16 protein-coding genes are annotated in these 14,289 nt (G+C 70.5%); 8 read left to right on the forward strand and 8 right to left on the reverse strand.

Features of this window, described 5'->3' with window-relative positions:
• The first annotated feature begins 71 nt into the window (after positions 1-71).
• Genes HS104_23020 through HS104_23040 form a run of 5 tightly spaced genes read left to right on the forward strand, consistent with a single transcriptional unit; the run spans position 72 to position 4,454 of the window.
• Positions 72-1,190: a VWA domain-containing protein gene (locus HS104_23020; GenBank protein MBE7482835.1), complete on the forward strand. Its 1,119-nt coding sequence runs from the start codon at positions 72-74 to the stop codon at positions 1,188-1,190.
• 51 nt (positions 1,191-1,241) lie between these two features.
• Positions 1,242-1,916, forward strand: a complete 675-nt coding sequence (locus tag HS104_23025) for a succinate dehydrogenase (GenBank protein ID MBE7482836.1) — start codon at positions 1,242-1,244, stop codon at positions 1,914-1,916.
• The gene (locus HS104_23030; protein MBE7482837.1) at positions 1,913-3,295 is read left to right on the forward strand and encodes an FAD-binding protein; all 1,383 of its coding nucleotides are present in this window, start codon (positions 1,913-1,915) and stop codon (positions 3,293-3,295) included. Before HS104_23025 ends, HS104_23030 begins: the two co-directional genes overlap by 4 nt.
• Positions 3,292-4,011 carry a 4Fe-4S dicluster domain-containing protein gene (locus HS104_23035; protein ID MBE7482838.1) on the forward strand — a complete coding sequence of 240 codons (720 nt, stop codon included), beginning with the start codon at positions 3,292-3,294 and terminating at the stop codon, positions 4,009-4,011. Before HS104_23030 ends, HS104_23035 begins: the two co-directional genes overlap by 4 nt.
• Positions 4,012-4,019: 8 nt before the next feature.
• Positions 4,020-4,454: a hypothetical protein gene (locus HS104_23040; GenBank protein MBE7482839.1), complete on the forward strand. Its 435-nt coding sequence runs from the start codon at positions 4,020-4,022 to the stop codon at positions 4,452-4,454.
• A 3-nt stretch (positions 4,455-4,457) separates the two neighbouring features.
• On the opposite strand, the gene HS104_23045 is transcribed toward HS104_23040, so the two are convergent.
• The 3 genes from HS104_23045 to HS104_23055 form a co-directional block, all read right to left on the reverse strand.
• Positions 4,458-4,661 carry a hypothetical protein gene (locus HS104_23045; GenBank protein ID MBE7482840.1) on the reverse strand — a complete coding sequence of 68 codons (204 nt, stop codon included), beginning with the start codon at positions 4,659-4,661 and terminating at the stop codon, positions 4,458-4,460.
• Positions 4,658-5,068 (reverse strand): hypothetical protein, encoded by a 411-nt coding sequence (locus tag HS104_23050; GenBank protein ID MBE7482841.1) that lies wholly within the window; start codon positions 5,066-5,068, stop codon positions 4,658-4,660. The genes HS104_23045 and HS104_23050 overlap by 4 nt, the downstream gene beginning before the upstream one ends.
• Before the next feature lie 68 nt (positions 5,069-5,136).
• Complete coding sequence (locus HS104_23055) at positions 5,137-6,462, reverse strand: hypothetical protein (protein MBE7482842.1); 1,326 nt, start codon at positions 6,460-6,462, stop codon at positions 5,137-5,139.
• Positions 6,463-6,604: 142 nt separating this feature from the next.
• Between HS104_23055 and HS104_23060 the strand changes: the two genes are divergently transcribed.
• Positions 6,605-6,922 carry a hypothetical protein gene (locus HS104_23060; protein MBE7482843.1) on the forward strand — a complete coding sequence of 106 codons (318 nt, stop codon included), beginning with the start codon at positions 6,605-6,607 and terminating at the stop codon, positions 6,920-6,922.
• 87 nt (positions 6,923-7,009) lie between these two features.
• On the opposite strand, the gene HS104_23065 is transcribed toward HS104_23060, so the two are convergent.
• On the reverse strand, positions 7,010-8,599 hold the full coding sequence (locus tag HS104_23065) for a hypothetical protein (GenBank protein ID MBE7482844.1): 1,590 nt from the start codon (positions 8,597-8,599) through the stop codon (positions 7,010-7,012).
• Between the two features lie 44 nt (positions 8,600-8,643).
• Between HS104_23065 and HS104_23070 the strand changes: the two genes are divergently transcribed.
• Positions 8,644-9,753 carry a DUF1624 domain-containing protein gene (locus HS104_23070; GenBank protein ID MBE7482845.1) on the forward strand — a complete coding sequence of 370 codons (1,110 nt, stop codon included), beginning with the start codon at positions 8,644-8,646 and terminating at the stop codon, positions 9,751-9,753.
• On the opposite strand, the gene HS104_23075 is transcribed toward HS104_23070, so the two are convergent.
• Together HS104_23075 and HS104_23080 are read right to left on the reverse strand one after the other, a co-directional pair.
• Positions 9,662-10,501, reverse strand: coding sequence for a hypothetical protein (locus tag HS104_23075; protein ID MBE7482846.1), 840 nt, complete (start codon positions 10,499-10,501; stop codon positions 9,662-9,664). The genes HS104_23070 and HS104_23075 overlap by 92 nt on opposite strands.
• A gap of 42 nt (positions 10,502-10,543) precedes the next feature.
• Entirely contained in the window at positions 10,544-11,140 is a 597-nt protein-coding gene (locus tag HS104_23080) for a hypothetical protein (protein MBE7482847.1), read from the reverse strand.
• An 89-nt stretch (positions 11,141-11,229) separates the two neighbouring features.
• On the opposite strand from HS104_23080, the gene HS104_23085 reads away from it, so the two are divergent.
• Positions 11,230-12,033, forward strand: a complete 804-nt coding sequence (locus tag HS104_23085) for a hypothetical protein (GenBank protein ID MBE7482848.1) — start codon at positions 11,230-11,232, stop codon at positions 12,031-12,033.
• On the opposite strand, the gene HS104_23090 is transcribed toward HS104_23085, so the two are convergent.
• Both HS104_23090 and HS104_23095 read right to left on the reverse strand, forming a co-directional pair.
• Entirely contained in the window at positions 12,030-13,007 is a 978-nt protein-coding gene (locus HS104_23090; protein MBE7482849.1) for a hypothetical protein, read from the reverse strand. The two genes, HS104_23085 and HS104_23090, sit on opposite strands and share 4 nt — an antisense overlap.
• Positions 12,991-14,283, reverse strand: a complete 1,293-nt coding sequence (locus HS104_23095; protein ID MBE7482850.1) for a serine/threonine protein kinase — start codon at positions 14,281-14,283, stop codon at positions 12,991-12,993. Before HS104_23095 ends, HS104_23090 begins: the two co-directional genes overlap by 17 nt.
• Positions 14,284-14,289 lie beyond the last annotated feature (6 nt).

Raw genomic sequence — 14,289 nt, forward strand, 5'->3', positions numbered from 1 at the left:
GCGGGGAACGTGCATCGCGCGGCTCGCCGGAATGGCGCTGCTAGGGTACTCTCTGCGCAGGAGAACGCGACATGGCCAAGCGGTTCGTGGGGATCGGACTCTGGGCAGCCCTCGGCACCTTCGCGCTTTCGCAGGCCTGCGGCAGCGCGGAAGACGGGGGGATCGCCGGCGGCGACGGCGGCGTCTCGGCCGGCGGCAAGGGCGGCGGCTCGGCCGCCAGCGGCGCGACCAGCGGCAGCGGCGGCGGCCTGATCCTGGAAGGTGGCCCTGGCGACGGCTCGCTCACCGACGCCAACGCCTGCGCCACGGAGACGCAGAAGGCCGAGCCCCTGCCGCTCGACATCTACATCATGCTCGACAAGTCCGGCTCCATGCTCGGCACCAAGTGGACGAGCACGGTCAGCGCCATCAACTCGTTCGTGAACGACGCGCAGTCCGCGGGCATCGGCGTCGGCCTCGACTTCTTCCCGGACAATCCGGAGTGCTCGATCGGCACGTACTCGACCCCGAGCGTACCCATCGCAGTCTTGCCGGGCAACGCGACCAACATCTCGGGCGCGCTCTCGAGCACCGGGCCGAGCGGCGGCACGCCGACGCTGCCAGCGATGCAGGGCGCCCTCTCCTACGCGCAGACTCACGCCATCAAGAACCCCGACCACGTGGTCGTCATCGTGCTCGCCACGGACGGGCAGCCCAACGACTGCAGCAGCAGCGTGGGTGGCGTGTCGGGCATCGCGCAGCAAGGCGTCAACGGCTCACCCAAGATCCTGACCTTCGTGATCGGCGTGGGCAGCGCGCTCTCGAACCTGAACCAGATCGCTCAGGCCGGCGGCACCAACTCCGCGTTCATCGTGGACACCAGTGGCAACGTCGGCCAGCAGTTCATCGACGCATTGAACGCCATCCGCGGCGCGGCGCTGGCCTGCGAGTACCTGATCCCGAAGCCGCAGACGGGCACGGTGGACCCCACGAAGGTCAACGTGACCTTCACCCCGGACGGCGGCCAGCCGGAGACCTGGCCGAAGTACGCCAACGAGGCGGCCTGCCCCCCCACGGGCAACGGCTGGTACTACGACAACGACATCTCCCCGACCAAGATCCTGCTCTGCCCGGGCACCTGCTCCATGGTCAAGAACACCAAGGGCCAGGTGGACGTGTTGTTCGGCTGCGCTACCAAGGGACCGGCCTGAGCGCCCGAGTGGAGCTTCCGGCCAGCGTGCGATACGGTCGCCGGCAGCAGTGTGAGTGACCTCGTAGCGACGGACCGACGCACCTTCGTACGACGGCGCGTGATGTCGTTGTGCGGCGTGGTGCCGCTCGGAGTCTTCACGCTCGCTCACCTCTTGGCCATGGCGCAGGCGGTTCGCGGACCAGAGGCGTTCTCGGGCGCGCTCGCCCGACTGACTCCGCTGCGAATGGCGCTCGAGGCCGCCCTGATCGGAGTCCCCCTCCTGGTGCACGCCGGCATCGGCTTGTCCATCGCCACCAAGGCGCGACCCAACGTCGGCAGCTATCCCTATTCGGGCAACCTTGCCTGGGCCCTTCAGCGAGCCAGCGGCGTGGTCGTGCTGCTCTTTCTCCTCGTGCACCTCTGGGAGTACCGCGTGAAGGTCCTGCTCGGGCAGACCGCCAGCGCCGACTTCCACACCGACCTCGTGGCCAGCCTGTCCAGCGCTGGACCATTCGGCTTCCCCGTCCATGCTGTCGCCTACCTCCTGGGCGTCGCCGCCACCGTGTACCATCTGGCCAACGGCGTCGTCGGCTTCTCCGCGAGCTTCGGCCTGGTGACCAGCGCCCGGGCGCTGCACCGCGTGCAGCTCTTCTCCAACGTGCTCGGCGCGCTCCTGTTCCTGCTGAGTGCCGCCACGGTGATCCACCTGGCGACCGGAACCGCGACGCCCTGGGGAAGATCGTGAGCGAGCCCGTGCTGGTCGTCGGCGAAGGCATCGCCGGGCAAGCAGTGGCGCTCGCGCTCCTGGACCGCGGCGTGCCCGTGCTGCTCGTGGCCCGGTCGCCCGCGGAGCACGCCGAGTCCACGCACCGGCACGAAGGTCTCGAGGCTGCCCTCGGAGCCGACGACAGCCCCGCGCGCCACCTCGACGATCTGGTGGCGCTGGCCGGGGAGCCCGCGCGCCCGTTCTTGGAGGCGATGACCGAGGCCGCGCCGGAGCTGGTGAGCGCGCTGGCCCAGCTCGACGTGCCCTTCGAGCGCACGCGCAAAGGCGAGCTCGCACTCTCCCGGCTCCCGGGAGCGAGCCGGCCGCGCGCAGTTCACGCCGGCTGTCAGACCGCGCGACACGTGAGCCGCCGGCTGTCGCAGCGGCTGCTTCGCCACGAAGTCGATGGCCTCCTGGAGCGCGAGCTCGGCTGGAGCGTGGTCGAGCTCCTGCTCGACGACGAGGGGCACGCGCGCGGCGCCGTGGCGCTCTGTTTCGCCAGCGGCGAGAGCCGCGCGTTCGCTGCCACGGGCGTCTGCCTCGCGAGCGGCGGTCACGCGGGCTCGTTCATGGCGGACACTCTGGCGCCAGCCGGCCTCGGCGCGGTGACCGGGCTGGCGCTACGCCACGGCGCGCGCGTGGTCGCCCCGGAGCGCGTGAGCTTCCACCCGTTCTGCTACCGCGCCGGCGGCTTCTTGCGACGTTTGCCCCGCCGCCTGGAGAGTCTGGGGGCCGAGCTCGACGCGGGGTTGCTCGATCTCTCGAAGTTGGATCGCGCCCCGTTGCGGCTCGCCGCGGGGCCCGCGCTCGACGCCTACGCGCGCGCGACCGGCGCCGACCCGTACGCGGAGCCCGTGGCCGTGGAAAGCGCGCCCGACCGCAGCCTCGGCGGCCTCTGGGTAGACCTGGATCACGCCACTTCGGTGCCCGGCCTCTACGCCGTGGGCGGCGTCACCGCCGCGTACTTCGGCGAGGCCACCAGCCCTGGCACCCCGCTCACCGCCGCGCTCCACGCCGCCCGCCCCGCAGCTGGCGCCATCGAACGTTACCGCCTCGAGCGCGGCGAGCCGAAGAGCCTGGGCTCGCGCCTGGCTGCTGCCGAGAAGCGGAGCGACGAGGCGGCTCGCGCGTGGCTGAGTCGTGACGACCAAGGCGCGTGCGTGGAGGAGATCGCGCGCGAGGTCCGCCAAACCCTCGCGGCCGGAAGTGGCGACCTGGACGCCCTCGAAGAGCGCCTGAAGAAGGCCCACCTCGGCGACGCGTCGCTCCGCGCAAACTCGGCGCTGCACCTGGCCCTCGAGCTCGCTCCGGCACTGCTCCTCGCCCGTCGCATCCTCGCCAGTCCGGGGGACGCATGACCGTGCTGCGCATCCAGCGCCAGGACTCCCCGAGCGCCCCGGAGACGCTGCGTTTCGAAGAGTTCCAGGTGGAGGACGGCCCGGGAGACAGCATCGCCACCGCGCTGTTCTCCGTTCGGCAGCGGCCTGTCACCACCGACGGCCAGCGCGTCGCGCCGGTCGCCTTCGAGTCCGCGTGCCGCGCCGATGGCTGCGGGGCCTGCACGCTGCTCGTGAACGGCCACGTGCGCCCCGCCTGCCGCACGCTCCTCGCTGACGCGCGACCGAAGCGTGGCCCCGTGGTGCTCGCGCCGCTCTCCAAGTTCCCGCTCGTGCGCGACCTGGTGGTGGATCGAAGCCGCCTGCGCGCGGCGCGCAAGAAGCTCGGCGCCTGGCTCGAGGAGCCGCCGGCGGCTCACGTCCCGCTCGCGCTCGCCGAGCTCGATCGCTGCACCGAGTGCGGTGCCTGCTTCGAAGCTTGTCCCGAGACCAGCGCGGGGCGCTACGTGGGCGCTGCGGCACTGAACGAGGTGCGGCTCTTGAACGAGCTCGCGGCCGGCGCGCCGGCGCAGGGCCGACGCCTCGACGCGAGCATGGCCGACGGTGGCGTGGCGGGCTGCGGCAAGGCTCAGGTCTGCATCGAGGTCTGCCCCGAGCGGATCCCGCTGTTCGACTCGATCCTGGTGCTCCAGCGCCAGACCACTCGACGCTGGCTCAGGACGCTACTACGCCGCTGACATCGACCATGCCTCGCTGCTACTTGCTCGCGGTGTCGAGCGGCTCGTCCCTCGACCAGCACTCGAACAACGTGACGTTGTTCAATCTGGTAGAGCAGCTCAACATCCCGCCGAACGCTCCGCCGCCACCCGGAGGCCTGTTGCCGCTCGAGCTCCACGCCTACTTCCAGATCGCGCCGCACGAGCTGAACCAGACCTTTCAAGTGCGTCTGGCCATGGTCAGCGACACCGGTCTCGAGTCGTACACGGAGACGTTCGACTTCAAGTCACTGACCCCCCGCTTCCGTACGCGCTCCCTCGGGCTGCCCGTGCCACCCGTCAACGGGATGTACCAGCTCCGGGTGGACGTGCGCGTCGAGGGCACCGGCGAATGGCGGCGCGATCCCGCCGCTTGGCCCATCGCCATCGTCGAGCACACGCCTCGACCCGCGGTCACGCACTGAAGATCACTCCTGGGCTTCCGCGCTCGCTTCGGCCGCTCCGCTCTGGGCGCGGTCCGTCCACACGTACGCCGCTGCGAGAGCGAAACCTACCGCGATGAACGCCAGGCGTGCCCGGGGGTTCCTCGCCCCGTAGCGGCGCGAAACCAACGCGGCCGTCAAACCCACGAGCGCGAACGCCACGGCGAAGACCAGCGTCGGGAGCGTCACTTCTTCCCCTCCAGGCAGTCGGTGTAATCCGCGTAACTGTCGGCGCAGGCGAAGCCCGCGGCGCCGCCTGCCACGAACGCGCCGACCACCGTGGTCGCCGCTGCCACCGCGCCCGCGAGACCACCTGCGCACACGACGGCGGTCTTCACCGCCTTGTCGCCGCACTGGGCGGCGGAGCGCGGCGCGGGCTTCGCGGACGGCTTCGGGACCGACGCCACGAGCTTGTTGACCGTATCCCGCGAGACGCCGGTCGATCCATCCTTCGAAGTGTAGCCACCCTCGAGCGACACTCCGTTCGCGGGGGTCGAGGTCTTCGCTGGCGGACTTGGTACGCTAGACTGGTTCGGGAAATCGTCGATGCTGCTCATATTGCTCGCGCGGCCGTAGCTTCCGATGGGATCGGGCATGGGGCACCTCCTGGGAAGCCCCTCGTTCGGTCACGCTTGACGCCGGGTTGCGCGATTTCTTTGGGCCGTCACTGCCCGCCGGCGCCGCCGAAGGAGAACGGCTGGCAGCCGCTGGGCGTGATCACGCCGCACGGGCCGTTCGGCGTCATGCAGCACGCCTGAAGGGGACCCGGGCTCGGACAGAACTGCGGGTTGCAGAGCGGGACACCGCCGAAGCCCCCGCTCCCGCCGTTGCCGGCGACGCCCCCGCTGCCGCCGCTGCCGCCGCACTTGCCGCAACCGAGCTGGGTCACCTCGTTCACGCAGATGCCGTCCCAGTTGTTGTTGCAGCAGTAGGGGTCCTTCGGGCACACACACTGCCACACACTGGGATCGCCGCAGCCCGGCCAATTCTGTGTGGTGCAGCAGTCCCCGGTGAATCCACCTCCACCGCCGCTGCCACCGAAGCCTGCGACGCCGCCGAAGCCGCCGAAGCCGCCGAAGCCTGCGCTGCCGCCCATGCCCCCGGTGCCGCCGCCGCACTTCATCGGCGGAGGCCCGCCGTATTGCCAGGTCTCGACGCAGCCGAGATCGATCAAGCCATACCAAGTTCCGCAGATGCCGCTCGGCTTGCAGCAGCCGGGCAGCGAAGGCCCCTGCGGCGTCGCCTGCGAGGGACAGGTCGGATCGATGGTGCCCGGCTGGTTCTTCTGTACGCAGCCGTTGGGCAGCGGGACGAACTGGGAGATGGGTGACGTGTCCAGGCCACAGACGAACGGGCCGAACGGCGGGCAGCAACCCGGCAGCGTGATGGGGGTGTTTGGAACCTGCTTCGGCGGACACGGCACGCCGCCGCAGTTGGCCGTGCCACCGGTGCCGCCAATCGGGATGCCGCCCATGCCGCCGCCGCCGAACGGCACGCCGCCGGTGCCGCCGCCGCCGCAGTTGCCGCAGCCGAGCGAGCTCACCTCGCTCGCGCACAGGCTGTCCCACTGCTGCTGGCAACAATACGGATCTTGAGCGCACACGCACGACGCGATGTAGGGCACTGAGCAGCCCGGATACCCATGCGCGACGCAGCAATCGCCCGGCGCGCCGCCCATGCCACCGCCGCCGAACGGCGTGCCGCCGAAACCGCCACCACCGAACGGCGTGCCGCCGAACCCGCCGCCGCCGAAACCGCCCCCGCCGAACGGCGTGCCACCGAAGCCACCGCCGCCGAACGGCGTGCCGCCGAAACCGCCGGTCGCGCCGGAGCCGCCGCTGGCGCCGATGCCACCCGTTGCGCCGAAGCCACCGCTGGCGCTCGAGCCGCCGCTGCCGTCACCGAAGAGCTCGTCACCGGTCCGCGCGCCGCAGCCCGAGAGCAAGTACCCCACCGCCGAGAGCGCCACCGCCGCCTGGGTGATTCTCATGCACCAAGCATGCGCCCATCGGCCAGACCCGTCCACTTTCGGGGGCCGCGGAACCCTTCGCCTTTCTGGCCCCGAGCGGAACGCGCGTGCAATCCCGGAGGCCAGGACTAGACTCCCGGCTCGCAGCGGGGGCGATGGGGCCATGACTCAGCCGAATCAGAAGAAGGATCCGACTGCGGACGACTCCGTAGAGTCGCGGCGGCGGAGCGGAACGCGGCGCATCGACGCCAGCGAGCCAGTGTCGGTGCCGCGTGCGCCGCGCGTGCCGTCCATCGGTTGGCCCGACTCAGTTGACCAAGATCACGTCCCGACCCAGCCGGAGAACGAGGTCCCGAGCAGCAGCAGCAGCATGCCGACCTTGGCCGCGCCTCCGCCGCAGAGCCGCGCGACCGTGGAGATGCCGGACGACGACGAGAGCAGGGATACGATTCCGTCGCCGGGACCGGCGGCGGAATCGTGAGCTGAGTTTCGCTCCGCGGGGTGACCTGACAGGTCGCGCGACGCTTCCGTTCTGCGAAACAACTGCCCCCGGGACCGGCCGGTGTTCTCAGTTGCAGTTCTTCGCGCCGGCCTGCGCGCAGCGGTACGCGCGCACCTTCGTGTAGACCGGGTAGGGCGAGCCGTCGGGCTTGGCCCAGGCGAACTTGTCCCAGGTGCCCGCGTCGCGGAGGATGAACGGCGTCACGCCCAGGATGTTCGGGTGCGTGAGCCAGACGTTCTTGACCGCCTCGACGGTGAAGTCGCCGACCTGATCGCGGCTCCAGGTCTGACCGTCGCCGTTCGTCGGCCAGCCGGTCTCGGTGATCACCACCTTCATGCTGCCCTTGCCGATCGCGGCCAGCTCCTTCTCGAAGTACTTCAGCCCCGTCGCCGACTCGGCGTACGAGACGAAGAAGCCCCAGCCTTCGCCCTTGGCGGGGTACGAGTGCGCGGCGAAGGCGTCGATCTTGTCGAACACGCCTGGCACGGCCTGGTTCATGTAGGTCAAGAAGGTCGCGGAGAGGGTGCCGGCCGCGAAGTTGCTGGTTCCGCACTGACACCACTGCACGCCGCCCGGAGCCAGCGCGCCGTTCAGGACCTTGATCCGAGGGTCGCCGATTGAGTGCAGGGCGTCAGCGACGTCGCGCAGCATGTGGGCGTATTCGCTGGCGATGGTCTTGTCGCTCAGCGTGCCCGCCGGCGAGTCGCACTGCCACTCGTCGCACAGGTTCGGCTCGTTGTGCACCTGCACGTAGAGCGGCCAGTCGGCGCGTTTCGGTAGATCTTGGATCACGGCCTTGTAGGCCTGCGCGAGCTTCTTGTACGCGGTGGGGCTCTCGCCCATGTTGCGCACGCGGCGGTCGCCCCAGGGCGGCGCCATGCGGATCACCGGGATCAAGTCCTTGGCGTAGGCCTGCTGGATGCTCGCCTTCCAGCTCGCGTCGGCGCTGGTCCGGCTCGGCGTGATGTCGGCGAAGATCACCAGGTACCAGCCGCCCGGACCGGCGAGCTTCGCGGTGAGATCCACGTCCGTGGCGTCGCCCGGGTTCACCAAGCCCATGCCGTAGCGGTTCGCCGGCGGTGGACCGCTGCTGGTCCCGCCGCTGCTGGTCCCACCCGTGGCGCCCGTACCACCGCCGCCGCCGCTGCCACCAGCGCCGCCGACCGAGTGGATCTGGCAGGTCGCGACCGTGGTGCCGGCGTTGCCGTTCTTGTCCTTCTTGAACGTGAGGTCGAGCACGCCGGCGCCGTGACCGCTGACCTTCCAGGTCCAGCTCCAGGGACCGTTGCCTACGACACCACCCCAAGCGGTCGCGGGGGAGCCGGGCCCGCTCACCTCGAGGTCGACGTAAGCGTGAGGCGAGGTGTCCGTCACGGTGACGTCGAAGGGCACGCCGACCGTCGCTGGGTCGGTGATCTGGAAGCGCGAGTCGCACGGCAGCGGAGCGAGGCCACCGCTGCCGCCCCCGCCGGACGCGCCGCCGGCGCCGCCGCCAGCGCCACCGCCGCCGCTGACCCAGCCCGCGCTGCCGGAGATACCGGTGCCGCCGCCGCCGCCGCTGCCTCCGGTGGTTCCGTCCCCGCCCGGGTCGGCGTTCGTCGAGCCACAAGCGGCCGCGAGCGCGGCTGCCGAGAGAATCGACCAACCTGAGCTCACCCGGCTTCCCATGTGCACCTCGAAGCAGCCATTCTAGCTCGAGCGTGACGATCGCGAACAGGCGCAGCGAGCCGGGGCTCGATCTCTACCGGGCGCTGGTCGTGCTGATGATGTTCGTCGTCCACGCCCGGCGGCTCCAAACGCCGGCTGGCGCGGGTGTCTTGGAGTCGTCACTCGCGTTCTTCATGTGGGCGGAGCCGTTCATCGCCGCGTCGTTCTTGTTCATCGCGGGCGCAGCGGCGAGCCTCGCGCACGAGAGGGCAGGCTCGGCGCTTCTACCGACGACGCTTCGTCGCGCCCTGAGCCTCTACGCCCTCGCTGTCGTGCTGTTCGTGCCGCAATACGGCCTCGAGCTGCCTGACCTCTTGGTCTCGCCGGGGATCCTGTCCGCCATCGCTCTCGCCCTGGTCACGACGGCGCTGGCGCTCCGGAGCCCGGCGCCGGAGCTGGCCTTGTGCGCTCTCGGTATCGGCGTGCTCGGGGTGACGGCCTCCCTCGATCGCAGCGGCGCCACGCTGCCCGGGCTCAACGCGGGACCGGGTGGCGCCTTTCCGCTTGTCGCGTTCACGGCGCTCGGGGCCCTGGCGATGCGCGCCTGGCGCCGCACGGGCCGGCGAGCGTTCGGCTTCGGCCTCGCGCTGGCGTTGCCGGTGCTCGGCGTCGTGCTCTGGCTGGGCCAGAGCTGGATCACCGAGCGCTCGTCGCTGTACCGCGTCCACGATGGACAGCTGGCCCTGCTCCACCTGACACAGGAGTCTCCGCGCGCGCCGGTGCGGTTCTGGAACCACTCGGCGCTAGGCGCCTTGGCCCTCATCGCGCCGCTCCTGGCGTCGCTCTGGGCAGCGCTTTTCGCTGGCAGGCGGCTCGCCGAACGACGCCTGCTCGCTCCCATGCTGGTGCTGGGGCGCCACGCGCTCGCGGCCTACGTGGTGCACCTCGGCCTGCTCGGAGCCGTCGAGCTCGCCGGCCTCAGCCCAAGCACGCCGGCGGAGACCTGGGGTCTTTGCGCCGGCCTCGCCCTCGCTTGCTTCGCGCTGGCCTGGGCGCTCGAGGCGCGCGCGCTCAGAACAGCTTCATCACCACCCGGTAAACCGCCAGCGGGTACACCGGCAGGCGATACGGGTGCAGACCAAAGTCTTCGTCGCCGAACTTGAACACGAGCTGGAGCAGGAACAGGTCGGCGTTGCCACCACGGGGCCTGACCCAGCCGGGACGCGTGCCGAACACCAGGCCGTAGTGCAGCTCGTCGCGTCGGTCGTGCGTGCCGTCCGACTTGGTGCGCGGCACGTTCATGTAACGCGCGTAGGGGCCGATGCCGCCGAGGTCACGGTGGCGGAAGAACAGCGTGGCCTCGCTCTTGAAGAGCCTGCCGCCGTCGTGTTTGTTCGCGTGGAGCCAGTCGAACGAGTTGTCGTCCGCGTCTTCCCAACGCAGGGTGTTGGTGCTGATGAGGAAGAACGGATCGAGCGGGATGACCATGCGCAGGCGCCCCTCGCCGTAGGCGTAACCTTGCGAGTCGAAGTCGCCGTCGGATTCGCGATCGTTGCGCGCGTCGCGGCTCGAGTCCTCGCCGGGCTCGAAGGTGTGATTGCGATAGACGTGCCGGTAGCCGGCGCTGCCGCCGAGCGTGAAAAGGAACACCCGCGCGTCCAGGTTGATGCTGCCGTCCGCGTAGGGATAGCTGGCGATGCCCGAGAGGCGCGTGGTCAGCATGCTCATCCCCTCTTCGAGGTGAGCGCGGTTCTCCAGGCTCTGCTGGGCACCGACGTTGTACACGTCGGACATCGAGTAGGTGCCGGCCGCCGGCGCGTCCAAGAAGTAGTCCCGAGGCAGCTCCGCCCGGGCGGACGCAGCTGCCAAGAACGCACACGAACCGAGCGCGATGACGAATCCCCGACGCATCGAGGGCGGAGCGTACGCTGCCTTCGCGAAGGAAGGAAAGGCTCATCGTCGCGCGCGCTGCACGATGCGCAAAACCACCGGCCAAGGAACGCCGGAGCTCTGCCGGGCATCGTGCTCGTAGCCGACGGCCTCGAGCCGCTCCGCCGAGACACCGCGCTTGCGCCAGAGATACTGGAGCAGCGCGTCCGCGCGGCGCTGGGCAGCCGCCAGCTCCGCGCGCCGCTTCTCGGGGTCCTCGCCCACGTCCCGGCCCACGTAGACCTCGATGCGCACGAACAGGATCTCCGGCTGACTCTGCAGGAGGTCGCTGACCGCGTGCAGCACGGCGCGGGTCGGCTCGGCGGGCGCCGGCCGATCGGGGTGGAGCTCGACGGGGTGCGCGACCAGGACGCGGGTGCCATCGCAGCTCACCCTGGCGAGAGCCCCGCCGAGGGAGTCGTCGCACTCGGCGGGCGCGGGCGCGGGCGCGGGCGCGGGTAGCGGCTCGGGCGCTCGAGCGGTACCCGGCACCGGAGCGCGGATCGGCGACCGGGCCGCGATGGCGGGTGCGGTCGGGCCGGGCGCCGCGCCGCGCTCGCCGCAGGCGAAGGCGGAGACCAGACACGAGATCGCCAGCAGGTCCGCGGCGCGCCGCACCATGCGGCGAGCTTATCGCGCACGGTGGTCCGCCGGATTTTCAATCTCGTCCGGGACGAATCGCGCTAGCTTTCCGCCTCGGAGGTTTCACGATGAGGCGGTATTCCTGGGTTCGACGCATCGCGAGCTTTGCCGCGCTGCTCGCGGTGTTGGCGATCACGAGCCTCGCGCTCGCTGCCGGTCGCGTGCAGTGGAGCAAGACGACCATCAAGGAAACGGAAGCGAAGTCGTGGAAGCTCGAGCTGAAGATCTTCCTGCCGAAATCGCCCGACACGGCGCACATCCCGGTCAAGTTCGAGTTTTCGCCGCTCTCCTACTTCGAGCGCGCCATGATGGACGGCGACAAGCTGGTCGAGCGGAGGGTCCCGCTGACGGGGCGCCAGGACATCATCGAGGGCGTGGACATCGGCTTCATGGACCCGGGCAGCGGCAAGATCGAGAAGGGGACGATGTTCAGCTTCAAGATCACCCGCGCGCACGGCATCGAGGCCGGCGAATACAAGGTGACGGTGCGCGACGCGCGCAACGGTCAGATCATCGGCGCGCCGACCACGTTGAAGCTCGACGGCGAGAACGAGATCATCGACCGCCGGGCGATGGTCTTCGCCGACCCCAAGGAGAAGAAGAAGAAGAAGGAAGAGGGCGGCGAGAAGGCCGAGGAGAAGAAGGAAGAGGGCGGCGAGAAGGCCGAGGAAAAGAGCGAGGAGCCCGCTCCCGCGGAGAAGGCCGAGGAGCCCGCCGAAGCTCCCGTCGAGGAGAAGCCCGGTGAGGTCAAGGAGAAGCCGGGCGGCTGTGGCTGCCGGCTCGCCGACACCCGCGGCCAGTCTTCTGCGGCGCTCGCCCTCGCTCTCGGGGCCCTGGGCCTGTTCTCTGCTCGGCGCGCGCGCCGGGCCTAGAACGAGCCACGCGCGCCGGCGCTCCCCGGCCCGACCCACGCCTCCAGGCGCTGCGGGCGGGAGGCCCGGCGTTCGGGCGAGCTGTCTTCGCCCGATGCGAGCAACGCGTATACGCCGACTCCGGCCCCAACCCCGGCCACGACGAAGGCCAGAGTCGACACCGTGCCGAACCGGCGTGCCGAGTCCAGGTCGTCGTGCGCCGGAGGCGGACAGCGACCGTCCACGCACTGCTCTTTCACCGAGGAGCTCTTCGACAGCGCCATGAGGCCGGTGACGCTGCCGACCAGCGCTCCCGCACCCGCCACGCCGAATCCCGCGTAGACCCAGGTACTGCCGCTCGGCTTCTGGGCCGTGGAGGGGCTCGCCTTCTTCTTCGGAGACGCCGCGAGCCCGGACAGATCGAGCGTCAACGTTCGGGACTGTCCGCGCTCGACGCTCACCTCCGCGCGCTTCTCGCGCTCACCCGCGCGGGCGACGATCACGTGCTTGCCCGGGTTCAAGGAGAGCGGCGCCGAGAGCGCAGCGCTCGGAACCTCGGCATCGTCCACCAAGACGCGCACTCCCTCTGGAGCATTGGCGAGCTCGAGCGTGAGCTGCGGGATCTTCGGCTCGATCTCCTTGGCCAGCTCCTTCGCTTCCCCACGGGACTTGGCGAAGAGCGGCGATTCGCGCGGGGCAGGAACGCTGCGCGCGACCTCCAGCAACGTGTCCCGCGCTTCGACCAGCAACCCGAGCTCGAGCTGGGCCCTGCCGAGCTCCAGGCCCGTGGTCGGCACGCCCATGATGGCGTGAGCGGCCTTGAAGTCTTCGAGCGCTGCCTTGGCATCGCCGGCCTGCCGCTTCGCCCGCCCGGACTTGACCAGCTTGCGAGCGGTCTCCTTCTCGGCAGCGGAAGGCTCGGCGGAGGCCGTCGCCGCCGCGAAGCACAGGCTCGCGGCGAGCGCGACGCCGAGCAGCCTAGAAGCCGAGGTCATCGTCCTCCTTCGCCGCGCCTCGACTCGGGCGGACCCGCTTTGGGGTCGGCTTGGGCGCCGCGGAGGGCGCGGCGGGTGCGGCGCTCGACTCGGCCGGCGGGGTCGCCAGGCGGAGCCGTGACCACAGCTCGGCGCTTCCGGCAGCGACGCCCGGCAGCGCGCGACCCAGCCGCGACTCCACAGCCGTCGAAGAAGCGCTCCACGCCACCGACAGCCCCGCAATCGCGACCAACGCCGCAACCCCGCCGAGCGCCACCCAAGCGCCCCCCGACGGTCGCGCAGCCGGAGCGGGCAGGCTGCTCCGTGACGCCCGCCCGTTCACCGTGGACCTCAACGTTCCCTCGGTGATCGGCTCGAACGGCGTGATTGAAACCGTGGTCGCCGCCGGCGGCAGCACGGGACCGGAGCTGGCGTTCGGTGAAGAAGCCACCGCCTTGGGCAGGCCGATTGCTGCCCACAATCCTTCGGACAGCTCGTTCGCGCTGGAAAACCGCCGTCCGGGGTCGCGCGCGCAGGCCCGAGCGAACCAGGCGTCCACCGCGGGCGGTAGCCCGGGCGAGAGCGCCGAAGGCACGGGCAGGTCTCCGTTCACGACGGCGCCCATCGTCTCCGGGATGGTAGGGCGTTCGTACGGGTTTTTGCCGGTCAAGGCCTTGAGCGCGACCATGGCCAGCGACCACAAGTCGCTCGATGCTCCTACCGGCTGCCCCGAAAGCTGCTCGGGGCTCATGAACGCGGGCGTCCCGACCAACTGCCCCGTCGAGGTGAGGTTTTGGTCGCCTTCGCGCGCGATGCCGAAATCGAGCAGCTTCACGAATGGCAGCGGCGTCCCTACGTCGCACAAGAAGATGTTGTTGGGCTTGATGTCGCGGTGAACGATGCCCCGCGTGTGCGCGCGGGCCAGCGCCAGCGCCACGTGCTCCACGATGTGCGCGACCTCCGCCGGAGACAGCGCACGCTGCCGGATCTCCTGCGCGAGGTCCCGCCCCTCGAGCAGCTCCATCACGATGTAGGGGTGGCCCGCCGGCAAGATGCCGTGATCGAGCATCTGCACCACGTGCGGGCTCTTCACCTGCGCCGCAGCGGAGGCCTCCCTGGCGAACCGCGCCTGGCTCACGGGGTCTTCGACCAAGCGGTCGGCCAGGAACTTCACCACGACCTCCGTCTTCAGCGCGGCGTGTTCGGCGACCCAGACCGAGCCCATCCCGCCGGCCCCCAGGCGGCGCTTGAGACGAATCGACGGAGTGACCTCCATCCCCACGCTGAGCTCGGTCACCCCCTC

It is taken from the genome of Polyangiaceae bacterium (assembly GCA_015075635.1).
Lineage (GTDB): Bacteria > Myxococcota_A > Polyangia > Polyangiales > Polyangiaceae > JADJKB01.